A 12,533-nucleotide genomic window follows, 5' to 3' on the forward strand; every position below is an offset into this window, starting at 1 on the left:
GTGGGCAGAATTCAGAGAATTTGGATCGACGAGAGGGAAACTCCTCCTGGTTTGGGAGCCTTGACCAGGATTCGATCTTTCTCGGAGATTCGAGACGGGGTTTTGACCCCTCTCCAACGTTTAAGAGAGCAATATCCTGACGCAAAGATACTCTACTCAAACTCTAATTCAGCCTTTCAAAAAACATTCTTCGAAAGAAATCCTAAAATATCGGAATACGACGACAAAGACGTGGACTTGATCATTCGTCCCGAGGAATTTCTGCCGTGGAAATCCTTAGAGTCTGTAGGAAAGAACATTGTCCTGGATTTGGAAAATCATAAGGACCTACGTAAATGGGCTCGTAAGCTCAAGGTAAAGTCCGGGGATTTCCAAGTAGTAGGAAAGTCCAAACACGTTCATATTCATCCTTCCGCTAAAATTTATCCGGGTGTGGTCATAGACGTAACTTCAGGACCTGTGATCATAGACAAGGACGTAAAAGTAACTTCTTTTAGCTTTTTAGAAGGTCCGTTGTACATAGGCCAAGGCACTCATGTGGACAATGCACGCATCACAGGGAACACTTCTATAGGGAACGTCTGCAGGATAGGCGGAGAAGTAGGCGATAGCATTATATTAGATTTTACGAATAAACATCACGAAGGATTTTTGGGACATTCCGTTGTGGGAAGCTGGGTCAACCTGGGTGCATTATCCACCACCTCCGATCTTAAGAATAACTACGGTGTGGTCAAGATCAGAGAAGAGCATACGGAGATCACTACAGGTTCCATCAAATTCGGTTCTATCATCGGGGATTTTTCCAAGATAGGGATCGGAGTGATGTTGAATACCGGGACAGTGATAGACTTCGGATGTAATGTGGTCTCTTCTAGAGCAAGCGGATATATTCCTCCTTTTTTATGGGCGGACGGACAACCATATATCTTGGATCTATTCCTACGGGACTCCCGCAAGATCATGGCAAGAAGGAACAGAGAGCTTTCTCATTCCGAATCGGAACTTATTAGAATTTTATACGAAACCAAGGTCCGGAAATAAAAAAGGACCGGAGGCTCCATGGAAGTTTTGGAATCGCGTATTAGTACGTCTTCCCCTGAATATAAAGAGAATTTTAAAGACCTTTCAGAGAAGGTCGCGGATTTACGTAAACTTCTCCAAAAAGCCGGACAAGGCGGAGGAGAAAAATCCATCCAGAAACATAAGAGCAGAGGAAAGCTCACTGCAAGAGAAAGGATCCAAGGATTGATCGATCCGAATACTCCTTTCTTGGAATTCTCCGCTTTGGCCGGGGAGAAGGTTTACGCGGACGATGTTCCTTCTGCAGGTATCGTAACCGGAATCGGAAAAATTTCCGGAACTCCTTGTGTGATCGTTGCAAACGATGCCACAGTAAAGGGCGGCACCTATTATCCTCTCACTGTCAAAAAACATATCCGTGCTCAAGAGATCGCGTTAGAGAATCGTCTTCCTTGTGTATATTTGGTGGATTCCGGCGGGGCATTTCTTCCGATGCAGGACGATGTATTCCCTGATAAATGGCATTTCGGTAGGATCTTTTATAACCAGGCAAATCTTTCCAGAGTAGGGATCCCTCAGATCTCTGTCGTAATGGGAAGTTGCACTGCGGGCGGCGCTTATATCCCTGCGATGTCCGACGAATCTGTGATCGTAAAAGGAAACGGGACCATCTTTTTAGGAGGGCCTCCTCTTGTAAAAGCGGCAACTGGAGAAATTGTCACTCCGGAAGAATTGGGTGGGGCTGACGTTCACTGTAGGATCTCAGGAGTGACCGATCATTATGCGGAGAATGATCCACATGCATTGGAGATCGCTAGGCATATCGTCTCTAGCCTAGGAGCAAGGGCGAAGAAGTTAGAAGACCAGATCTATTACGAAGAACCTCTTTATCCCGCAGAAGAAATTTATGGGATCATCCAGAAAGATATCCGCAAACCGTACGATGTAAGAGAAGTGATCGCAAGGGTAGTGGACGGATCCAGATTCCAAGAATTCAAAAAATATTATGGAACTACCATTGTTACCGGCTTTGCGAATATATACGGAAAGACAGTAGGTATCATTGCAAACAACGGAGTTTTATTCTCCGAAAGTTCTTTGAAGGCAGCTCATTTCATCCAGCTTTGTAACCAAAGGGAGATCCCTTTACTCTTCCTACAAAACATCACAGGTTTTATGGTAGGGAAGAAGTATGAAAACTCTGGGATCGCGAAAGACGGCGCCAAAATGGTAAACGCAGTCTCCACTTCCGTTGTTCCAAAATACACTGTGGTGATCGGCGGCTCCTACGGAGCGGGAAATTACGGAATGTGCGGCCGGGCATTCGGACCTAGATTCTTATGGATGTGGCCAAACGCTCGAATTTCCGTGATGGGAGGTGAACAGGCTGCAAATGTTCTTCTCACAGTAAAACAGGAACAATTGGAGAAGGAAGGAAGATCTCTCTCCGATGCGGAACAGGCAGAGTTCAAAAGACCTATATTAGAAGATTATGATAATCGTTCTTCTTGTATCTATTCTACTGCAAGACTTTGGGACGATGGTGTCTTGGATCCTGCCCGTACGAGGGAAGCTTTAGGTTTGGCATTGTATTCCGATCTTTCCCCTAAAGGTATAGAGCCTTCTTACGCGATCTTCCGGATGTGATTTTTCTTCCGAAAGATTGGTACCTAAGTATAGGTTTTCACTTTTAAAATTTATTTTTCCGGCAGATCCCAAAAATCTGCCTAATAAGTACGCAAACTGCTAGACTCGGCCGGGAAGTTATCTCCTAAAACTAGGAAAAAATCTGCCTCCGTTAGAAATTTAGGTCCGGCTTTCTAGAGAAAACCTCATATAAACCCTTTCAGATTCCTATTCTGCTTTTTTAATCTTTTTTTAGATTAATTTTTAATTCAGGTACTCTTCTTGCATTATTTGGAATAAACATATTTTCGAGATGAGATTTGAGAAAATGAAAATTGCCCAAAAACTTATCGCGCTCTTGATCTTAATCGCTCCAGTACTGATCTGGGGTCAAGACGCTACACCAGCACCAGAAGCCGCTCCTGCTGCTCCTACTTTAGATAAAGGGGATACCGCATGGATGATCGTGGCTTCCACTTTCGTGTTCTTTATGATCCCAGGACTCGCGCTGTTCTACGGCGGTATCGTAAGATCTAAGAACGTTCTTTCAACAATGATGCACAGCTTTGTTGCGATTCTTGTCTTAACTATCCAGTGGACAGTATTCGGATACAGCTTAGCATTTTCCGGTGATAGTCCGTTTTTCGGCGATTTTCAACTTCTATTGTTGAATGGGATTACCGACGAAACATTGGAAGGAACCATCCCGAAATACATTCACTTCCTTTTCCAAGGAATGTTTGCGCTTATCACTCCGGCCCTGATTTCCGGTGCGATCGCAGAAAGAGTGAAACTTTCCGGTTATATCGTATTCATTCTGGCATGGTCTACTTTGGTTTACGATCCAGTCGCACACTGGGTTTGGTCAGCTAACGGTTGGCTTTTCAAAAAGACCGCTCTGGATTTCGCAGGTGGAACAGTAGTTCACTTGATCTCCGGTATCGCAGGTTTGGCTGCGGCAATCGTATTAGGAAAACGTAAAGGAGAAGGCCCTGCCCTTATCGCTCCGAACAATTTGACCTACACTCTTATCGGTGCGGGATTCCTTTGGTTCGGATGGTTCGGATTTAACGCAGGTTCCGGTCTCGCTACAAACGGTCAGGCTGCAAGAGCTTTCGTTGTAACTCTGGTAGCTCCGGCAACTGCGGGTGCAGTTTGGTTACTGATCGAATATCTTCATACTAAAAAAGCTACCGCTCTTGGAGCAGCTTCCGGAATCGTTGCCGGTCTGGTTGTGATCACTCCTGCTGCAGGTTTTGTCGACGCTACAGGCGCATTGATCATGGGAGCATTAGTTTCTCCGATCTGTTACGGTGCGATCCTTCTGAAAGGTAAACTTGGATACGACGACTCTTTGGACGCTTTCGGAATCCACGGCGTTGGTGGAGCTATAGGTGCTATCCTTACAGGTGTATTTGCGCTTGCGAATTACATTCCTGAAGGAGTCACTCGCGGAGACCAGATTATCGTTCAGATCATCAGCGTTGTAGCAACCGGTGCTTACTCTATCGTAGTATCCTTGATCTTAGTGTTTATCATCGAGAAGACGATCGGATTTAGGATTTCCGAAGAGAAAGAGATTGCTGGACTCGATTCCGAGATTCACGGAGAAAAAGGTTATATTATATAACCTTTTGGATTTATACATTAAGTAAAGGAGAGCATATGAAATTAATCGTAGCAATTATCCAGCCCCATAAACTGGAAGAGGTTAAAGCGGAGCTTACTAAAAATGAAATTTATAGACTTACCGTAAGCGACGTGCAAGGCTACGGGCAGCAAAAAGGTAAGACTGAAGTATTCCGTGGACATGAATACCAAGTAAACCTTCTTAGAAAAGTAAGATTGGAGATCGCGGTAAACGACGAGTTCGTAAAGCCTACCGTTGACGCTATCTTGAAAGCTGCCAAAACCGGTGACGGAAAGATCGGAGACGGAAAAATTTTGATCCTTCCTTTGGAAGACGTGATCCGGATTCGCACCGGAGAAAGAGGAAGCTCGGCGATTTAATTCTTCCCCAATACGAGTCGAAACTAGCTTCGGGGTCGGTGGATTTACCGACCCCATTTTTATGTACAGGGCAAATATCGCCTGTTTTTTGTTAGACGATCCGATCCTAAAAGAGTATATCTAATCCGTGCGTCTTATGATTAGATTTCTAAAATACTTCTCTGTAGCACTTTATACGACATTCTTGTTAGGATGTTTTTCAAATTACCAATCCGCATATGTAAATAATGGAGCCGGTCTTAGGATACGTTCCGCTCCAAAACTTTCTTCCGAAAAGATGGGAACAGTTCCTTATAAGGGAGAAGTAAAAATCGTAGAAAAGGACCAAAGATTAGCTCATATAGATGGGTTCGAAAATTATTGGTATAAGATCAAAAGTGAAGAAGGAGAAGGGTGGGTTTTCGGAGGATATTTAAGCTTTAAACATCCGGATTTTTTACCTCCGGGATCCAATTCCTATACTGGACTAGTATATCATAATCCTATCCAATCCTTAAAATTGATCCGCACTCATATCATAAATGAGAATCTCTATCTAAATATTTACCAAGCAGATCCAAAGCATATCTTCGCGTTTTTAGAAAGAAAGAATCAGATCTCGGAAAATTTAACCGAATGGAGAATATTGCATGCGATCACTTTGGACATTCCTCAAAAAGACGAAGAGATATTAAATAGAGTCACTGCCCAATGTTTTACTCCCGGGTTGGATGGAAAAGAGATCATACTTGCGATCTTAAAAATACAAATGCACAAGACTGGTGTGACGATGGGAAACCATTACGAATTGGCATTAGATAGGCTCAAAGTCCGCAAAGCTTGGACTCTAAGCGAAGATGAATCTTTCCTTCAGCCGGTTTTGAGAACGAAAGGGATAGAATGTACGATCTTTGATCCAGGGAATCAGCTGAAAGCAATTTCGGAGTAAAGGTCCCGATCCCGTCCGGAAGAGGCCGCTCAATCTCTCGCAGGAAGCAGGTAAAACCGGGAGATCCAAATGACCCCTGAAAAATAATCCTATAACTTTAATCTGACGAAACTATCTCTACCCGAAAGATCTTTTTTTAGATCCGCTTCGGAGTATCCTAGAGAAAGTGCGGTATCTTTTAACCAGCCGGAATAGCGAGGGTGGGTTTCCAAATACAATCTACCTTGCGGTTTTAGTTTAGCCTTCGCTTCCGTTAGGATCTTTGTATGAAACTCTTGGAAATCGGAGACGAATAATGCAAGATGAGGTTCATATTCTACTACGTCCGGCATGATAGTCGCTTTATCAGCCTCAGGAATATATGGCGGATTGGAAACTATCAGATCGAATTTAGTTTCGCTCGGAATTGGGGAGAGCAGATCCCCGTGATATACTTCGAAATTTTTTTCCGTATTTAAGATTTCTTGAATATTCTTTCTATTGATCTCCAAGGCAGATTCGGAAGCATCCGAAAACGATACATTCCATTCTTTTCTGGCTTTGGCAAGGCTAATCCCGATACAACCGCTTCCCGAGCAAAGGTCCAGAACTTCTAAACTGTTTTCTTTGTCGGGATATTCTTCTAATACCCAAGCGACCAATTCTTCCGTCTCCGGTCTTGGGATAAGTACCGATTCGTTTACATGGAATTCCGAATCGAAGAATGCCTTTTTTCCTATGATATATGCGGTAGGTCTAAATTTGGATCTTTGGACGATCCTTTCTCTGTAATCGTCTTTTTCGGATAAAGAAAGCGGTCTTTCAAAATCGATATAGAGTTTGACTCTTTGGATCTTGAGTAGGTCTGCGAGTAATATCTCCGCGTCCAATCTAGCGGAAGGTATGTTTTTCTTTTTTAAGAATTCTTCCGATTTCTTGAGTAGGTTCAGAACGTTGTCTTGGGAATCTGCCATGATTTGATGGTGGCCCCGAGAGGATTCGAACCTCCGACCAAAAGTTTAGGAAACTTCTGCTCTGTCCACCTGAGCTACGGGACCTTTATCTTTAGAACGCGGATATTCGGTTAAGAAGGTTTGCGCTTCTGAGAGACTATTCTCTGGAAGTCGTTAATATTGTGAATTACGATTTTATCGGAGTAGATCTCGATTTTACCGCTTTTAGCGAATTGGTTCACTACTTTTTGGACCTCTCCCACCGGCTGGGCGCACCAATCTGCCACATCTTCTACTGTGACGTTGAGCACAACCTCTTTGAATTCGGTGTGAGTGTGCATCTTTTCATACAACATTAAGAATACGTCTGCTACTTTTCCGATGATATCATCCAGTAATAGGATGAGTAACCTTCGTTTTGCGTCGTAAATCCTGACGGAGAATATTGTGAGGATCTTGAGCGCAAGTGTAGGGTTCTTGGTCATCAAAAGCTCGAAGTTTGCTCTATTAAAGTTGAGAACTTTCACTTCCGAGATTGCGATCGCTGTAGCACTTCTGGGTTGTTCTTCTAAGATCGCCATCTCTCCGAAGATATCTCCTTGTTCCAAGATATCCAGAGTTTTGATGGAATTTCCGACGGTTTTGGTGATCTTTACTTTTCCGGCTTGGATCAGAAAGAAATCGTTTCCGGGTTCGTTTTCGCAGAATATGATCTGGTTTGGTTCGAAAGTTTTTCCGAACTTTGAGAACATCGACTCGAGCATTAAATCCATTTAGGCGCTGAGCTCCTTTGCTTTTTGGCGAGCCTTTTGGGAGAGACTGTCTCTTTCCGGAGGAAGTAACGCTACCTTTCCGAATAACATTCCCGCTCTCTGACGATCTCCCTGTTGTTCCGCGATCTCTGCCAAATGAAATAAAGACTCTTTCACCGATTCCCCGGACGGATGTTTTTTAATATAAGCGGAGAATGTATTACTCGCAGTGTCCAAATTGTTCAGCTTTAAGAAACAAACCCCCATTTGGAAAAGTGCATTGTCTACGAGCTTCTTCTCACTATCGTATTTGAAATCTGTTCGGACCATCAGGTCTTTGAAGATAGCAGCAGCTTCTTCGAATTTTCCTACATTCAAGAAGGTATGAGCTCGGTTATAAAGAGAAGTAATCGTATTGTCCGTGCCTGCGCCCAGATTCGTTTTCTCCGCTGCAGGTTTCATAATATTCTGCAGATTTTCCTGGGACATAGGCGCCCTGGTAGAAGCAGCGTCGTAAACCAATGGAGGCATATTGATCGGGTAAGGTGTGCCTTTTCTTGCAAGATCCTGCAGTTCGGTTGCTCTTCCCGCATAAGGCCCACTAGGATAATGTTCTAAGTATTTTCCGAATCCGTAAGCTGCGTGTTCGAAGTTATTGTTTTTATAAAAAACTTCGGCTACGTTCATTAACTCGAACGCAGGATTCCTCGCTTCTGCCTGGCCCAAGATCTCTCTCAATTTTTTGTGGACCAGTCGCAATTGGCTGGAGAATACCTTCATCATCTTTAAGATGAGATGAGTTTTTTCTGCGACGAATGTTTCGAAGTCTGAAAGTTTGAAAACTAGGACTGTGGCTCCGCCAACAACCTGAGCAGTTTCTTCCCTAGGATACTTTCCGAGTGCGGATTTGACTCCGAAAAATTCTCCCAGTCTTACGTCTTCTTTTACTTCGTAACCGGAATCGATCGCGGTGTACGTGAGAACGACTCGACCTTGTCTGAGGACGTAAATATCCTCCGATCGATCTTTCTCGAAGTAAATAATAGAACCGCCTTTATAAGTTCGGATTATGGGCCCAGCCAAGACCGTTACCTTCCACTCTAAATCTCACCCGACAGGAAAAAATGCCAAATCCTTTTTGTAACCAAGGGCCCGGGTGACCGATTCTAGCAACCCTAGGGGGTCTCCTGCAAGGTATTTATCGGTTCCGGCGATCTTAATTTCGCGCCCTGTCACACCAGTTTCGTCAAAAAAATCTTTCAAAGAAAGGTCGCCGTAGGAAGGTTTTCCGTCCTTCACTACCAAACGTACGGACTTAAGATCCGCAGAGCAGAGAGTTTGGTAGGCGTCCTCTTTTTCGGAAGAAAGAACTAATAGATCCGCCTTTTTTCCGATTTCCAATTTGCCTAGATCGTTCTCTACCCTAAGAGCCTTTGCGGGATTTTCAGTGACCATCTTAAAAACAATTTTAGGATCCAATTCTTTTCCGTATTCTTTGGCAAAAAAATCCCGAGCGGATTTGATTTCTTGGAAAATATTTATAGACCCGGACATCGGAGAATCGGTGCCTAAACTCACATTGATCCCTGCTTCCAGGATTTCTCGGATCGGTGCTGTCTTGCCGAACATAAATAGATTGGATTCAGGGCACCAAACCAGGTTTGCCTTCGTTTTGGAAACGGTTTTGATATCTTCTCCATCGAAAGCGATCCCATGAACGAGTACTGCGTTTTCTCCTAAACAACCCAGAGCGTTTAGCTCTCTCAGGGCATTTTTGGATTCTTCGTCGAATCCTTCCGAGATATGGGTCACAAAAGGAAGGTTCCCTTCTTTTGCTCTCGCGTATTCTATTTGAGGCCCGTCTCCCCAGCCAAGAGAATAAGAACAAATACTATGGGCCAGAGTAAAACGTTCCAGGATACGAATTGGAGATTTGTCTAGAAAAGGTTTTTGGACGAAGTGGGGAATATGATCCAAAACGGATGTCACACCGCTGATCAGATTTTTATACGAGCCTAATAGATAGAGCTGCTCCGGCTCAAGCTGTTGTCTTTCCGCATATACTACGGATGACTTTAGATCATTGTCCCAGGGAAGCCAGTTCAAATAGGGACGGTTTGTTCCAACCTTAGGAAGATAGGTGCCAAGAAGATGGTCGTGGGCGTTGATCAGTCCTGGATAAACGAAATTGCCCCTTAGATTGATCCGGATCGGTAAAACGTCTTTAGGGACCCCGGGAGAGATAGAAGAGATCCTTCCGTCTTTGATACGGATAGTCGCGTTCTCCATTACTCCTTGGGGGGTTACGGCCTTAGAATTTACGATTTCCCATTCCATTTAATTGCAAAAACCTAATATACTTAATAGCCGCGATCAGTATTTTAAAAGTGGGATCGGATCCACTGCCTTGGCGCCTTGGTTGATCTGGAAGTATAGCCCTTTGCCTTCTTCCAATTCACCTAAGGAATCTCCCGTTTTTACCGTTTCGCCTTCTTTGACGGAAACGGATCTGAGATTTGCATATACGCTGGAGTATCCGCCCTTATGCTCTAAAATAATATATTTCCGGTAACCGTCCATTTGGTCCAGTACAACTACTTTACCGGAACGGACCGGATGTACGTCTTTATGTCTGCTTGCCTTAAACAGAACTCCCTTGTTCGGATAATAAGATAGATTAGAATAAGGAAGAGAAACAGGAGGAAGTACTTTTAACGGAGAACGGAACTTAGGAGCTGCAGAGGAAGTATCCTCAGGTAAATTTTTTTCGATCTTAGAAGAATAGGATAGATTTTGGGGGATTTTCAATTTTTCTCCCGCCTTCAAACCTTCGTTTTCTTTTTTCCCGTTCCATTCTAAAAGCATTCTCCAATCCAGTTTGTATTTTTGGGAGATAGAAAATGCGGTCTCCTTCGGTTGGACAGTATGGATCTTTAATGGAGTTCCTGCGGAGTTGATCCTAGAGGGAAAAAAGATGAGCAACATTGCGAAACATATCAGACGAATGAAATGAAGCTCCCGCATACTCTAAAATATCGGCAAATTTTGTTCCCCGCCAAAAAGAAAAGGGAGCCGGATCGGCTCCCTTTTTCCCAAAAAGAAGGGTCTTTTGAAAGATCAATCTTCGTCTTTGGAGTTCGGTTTGTATTTTTTCATCAATTCTTCCGCTACGTTTCTTGGAACAGGAGCGTAACGAGAGAATTCCATAGAGAACTCCGCCTTTCCTTGGGTGGAAGAACGGATCACGGTAGAATACCCGAACATATCGGAAAGAGGAACTTCCGCTTCCACTTTGCAATATCCGTCTTGCTCAGTGGTGTTTAGGATCATTCCTCGTCTTTGGTTCAAGGAAGCAAGGATTGGACCTTGGAATTCCGCAGGACCGTCAACTTCTACTCTCATGATAGGCTCGAGGATCTGAGGATTTGCTTTGCTGAATCCTTGGCGGAATGCATAGCGTCCTGCGATCTGGAAGGCCATATCGGAAGAGTCCACGTCGTGGTAAGAACCGTCGTTGATGGTCAGTTTTACTCCGATGATAGGGAATCCGATCATACTTCCACGATCCAAACAACTTCTGAATCCTTTGTCTACGGAAGAGATAAATTCGCGAGGGATCGCTCCACCCACTACGCTGTTTACGAATTCGTAATTCTTATCTTCTTCCAATGGGATAGGCTCGATGAATCCCGCAACACGACCGAACTGACCCTGACCACCCGTTTGTTTTTTGTGGGTATAATCGAAGTCCGCGCGGCTTGTGATAGTTTCACGATACGCAACCTGAGGAGCGCCTGTGATCAGCTCCACTCCGTATTCCCTTTTCATCCTTTCGATATAAACTTCGAGGTGAAGTTCTCCCATCCCTTTGATGATGGTTTGTCCGGATTCTTGGTCTACGTGAGTTTGGAACGTAGGATCTTCCTTGGTAAAGCGGTTGAGAGCTTTTGCCAGGTTGTTCAAGTGTTTAGATTCTTTAGCCTCGATTGTAAGAGAGATTACCGGAGCCGGAACGAACATGGATTCCATGGAAACGTTCATTTTTCCGTCGGTAAAAGTATCCCCGGAAGCACAATCGATACCGAATAATGCGATGATATCACCCGCTTCTGCGTAGTCGATATCTTCCATCTCGTCGGAGTGCATACGGCATAGACGACCAACGTTATGTTTCTTGTTGTTGGACATGTTATAGATGGTCATACCTTTTTGGATCTTTCCTTGGTAGACACGAACATAAGTCAACTGGCCGTAACGTCCGTCCTCGAGTTTAAATGCGAGGCAAACGAGAGGTTTGTCTTTATCGGATGGTAAAACTACTTTTTCGGATTCGTTTTTAACGTCCAAAGCGGAGTTTACTACATCCACAGGAGAAGCGAGATAATCCAAAACTCCATCTAGAAGTTTTTGAACTCCTTTGTTCTTGAAAGCGGAACCCATAAAAACCGGGGTCAGTTTCAAAGAGATCGCTCCGTTGCGGATCGCAGTTTTGATCTGCTCTACTGTAGGCTCTCCTTCCAGCATAGCTTCAGTCAATTCGTCTGAGAACATAGAAGCTGCATCTAAGAGTTCTTCTCTCTTCTTTTGGGCTAGCTCTTGTAATTCTGCAGGAATCTCTTTTTCAGTGATTTCCATTCCGTCTTTTCCTTCGAAATAAACGGCTTTCATCGTAACTAGGTCAACAATCCCTGCTAAGTCTCCTTCGAGACCGATTGGAATTTGGACTGGAACAGCATTATGCTTTAATTTCTCACGTAATTGGTCGATCACGCGGAAAGGATTCGCTCCTGTACGGTCTAGCTTATTAATAAAAGCTACACGAGGAACGTTATAACGGCGCATCTGTCTGTCCACAGTAATGGACTGGGACTGAACTCCGGAAACTCCGCAAAGAACTAAGATAGCGGAATCCAGAACCCGTAGGGAACGTTCTACCTCTACGGTAAAGTCAACGTGGCCCGGAGTATCGATGATGTTGATAGTATAACCTTTCCACTGGCAGTAGGTTGCTGCGGATTGGATAGTAATCCCTCTCTCGCGCTCCAATTCCATACTGTCCATTTTCGCGCCGACACCATCTTTACCGCGAACTTCGTGGATCGCGTGGATACGGTTAGTATAGAATAGAATCCTCTCGGTCAGAGTGGTTTTCCCTGAATCGATATGGGCGGAAATACCGATGTTCCTAGTTTTTAGGAGTTTTTCGGTGGGTTTGAAGTCCGCAACTGCAGTGCTCATTAGAGTCCTCTTTAAAAGTTCACA

Annotated in this window: 11 protein-coding genes and 1 tRNA gene; 5 read left to right on the forward strand and 7 right to left on the reverse strand. The window is 44.1% G+C overall.

What is annotated here, in order from left to right:
- The 5 genes from LEP1GSC185_RS05340 (at position 1) to LEP1GSC185_RS05360 (ending at position 5,587) form a co-directional block, all read left to right on the forward strand.
- The gene (locus LEP1GSC185_RS05340) at positions 1-1,044 is read left to right on the forward strand and encodes a GlmU family protein (RefSeq protein ID WP_008593927.1); all 1,044 of its coding nucleotides are present in this window, start codon (positions 1-3) and stop codon (positions 1,042-1,044) included.
- An 18-nt stretch (positions 1,045-1,062) separates the two neighbouring features.
- On the forward strand, positions 1,063-2,670 hold the full coding sequence (locus LEP1GSC185_RS05345) for a carboxyl transferase domain-containing protein (RefSeq protein ID WP_008595247.1): 1,608 nt from the start codon (positions 1,063-1,065) through the stop codon (positions 2,668-2,670).
- 307 nt (positions 2,671-2,977) lie between these two features.
- On the forward strand, positions 2,978-4,279 hold the full coding sequence (locus LEP1GSC185_RS05350; protein WP_008593827.1) for an ammonium transporter: 1,302 nt from the start codon (positions 2,978-2,980) through the stop codon (positions 4,277-4,279).
- Between the two features lie 35 nt (positions 4,280-4,314).
- The gene (locus LEP1GSC185_RS05355; RefSeq protein WP_008595143.1) at positions 4,315-4,659 is read left to right on the forward strand and encodes a P-II family nitrogen regulator; all 345 of its coding nucleotides are present in this window, start codon (positions 4,315-4,317) and stop codon (positions 4,657-4,659) included.
- 136 nt (positions 4,660-4,795) lie between these two features.
- On the forward strand, positions 4,796-5,587 hold the full coding sequence (locus LEP1GSC185_RS05360) for an SH3 domain-containing protein (protein ID WP_008595908.1): 792 nt from the start codon (positions 4,796-4,798) through the stop codon (positions 5,585-5,587).
- 89 nt (positions 5,588-5,676) lie between these two features.
- On the opposite strand, the gene prmC is transcribed toward LEP1GSC185_RS05360, so the two are convergent.
- The 7 genes from prmC to fusA form a co-directional block, all read right to left on the reverse strand.
- Positions 5,677-6,540 (reverse strand): peptide chain release factor N(5)-glutamine methyltransferase, encoded by an 864-nt coding sequence (prmC, locus tag LEP1GSC185_RS05365; protein WP_008594839.1) that lies wholly within the window; start codon positions 6,538-6,540, stop codon positions 5,677-5,679.
- Between the two features lie 7 nt (positions 6,541-6,547).
- Positions 6,548-6,624, reverse strand: a tRNA-Arg gene (locus LEP1GSC185_RS05370).
- A 26-nt stretch (positions 6,625-6,650) separates the two neighbouring features.
- Positions 6,651-7,292, reverse strand: a complete 642-nt coding sequence (locus LEP1GSC185_RS05375) for a Crp/Fnr family transcriptional regulator (RefSeq protein WP_008594423.1) — start codon at positions 7,290-7,292, stop codon at positions 6,651-6,653.
- The gene (locus tag LEP1GSC185_RS05380; RefSeq protein ID WP_008595801.1) at positions 7,293-8,354 is read right to left on the reverse strand and encodes a tetratricopeptide repeat protein; all 1,062 of its coding nucleotides are present in this window, start codon (positions 8,352-8,354) and stop codon (positions 7,293-7,295) included.
- A 24-nt stretch (positions 8,355-8,378) separates the two neighbouring features.
- Positions 8,379-9,608 (reverse strand): amidohydrolase family protein, encoded by a 1,230-nt coding sequence (locus tag LEP1GSC185_RS05385; protein ID WP_008594200.1) that lies wholly within the window; start codon positions 9,606-9,608, stop codon positions 8,379-8,381.
- 36 nt (positions 9,609-9,644) lie between these two features.
- Positions 9,645-10,295: an LIC_10271 family cell wall hydrolase gene (locus tag LEP1GSC185_RS05390; RefSeq protein ID WP_029607858.1), complete on the reverse strand. Its 651-nt coding sequence runs from the start codon at positions 10,293-10,295 to the stop codon at positions 9,645-9,647.
- Positions 10,296-10,388: 93 nt separating this feature from the next.
- Entirely contained in the window at positions 10,389-12,509 is a 2,121-nt protein-coding gene (gene fusA / locus LEP1GSC185_RS05395; RefSeq protein WP_008594796.1) for an elongation factor G, read from the reverse strand.
- Positions 12,510-12,533: the final 24 nt, after the last annotated feature.

It is taken from the genome of Leptospira licerasiae serovar Varillal str. VAR 010 (assembly GCF_000244755.1).
Classification (GTDB): Bacteria; Spirochaetota; Leptospiria; order Leptospirales; family Leptospiraceae; genus Leptospira_B; species Leptospira_B licerasiae.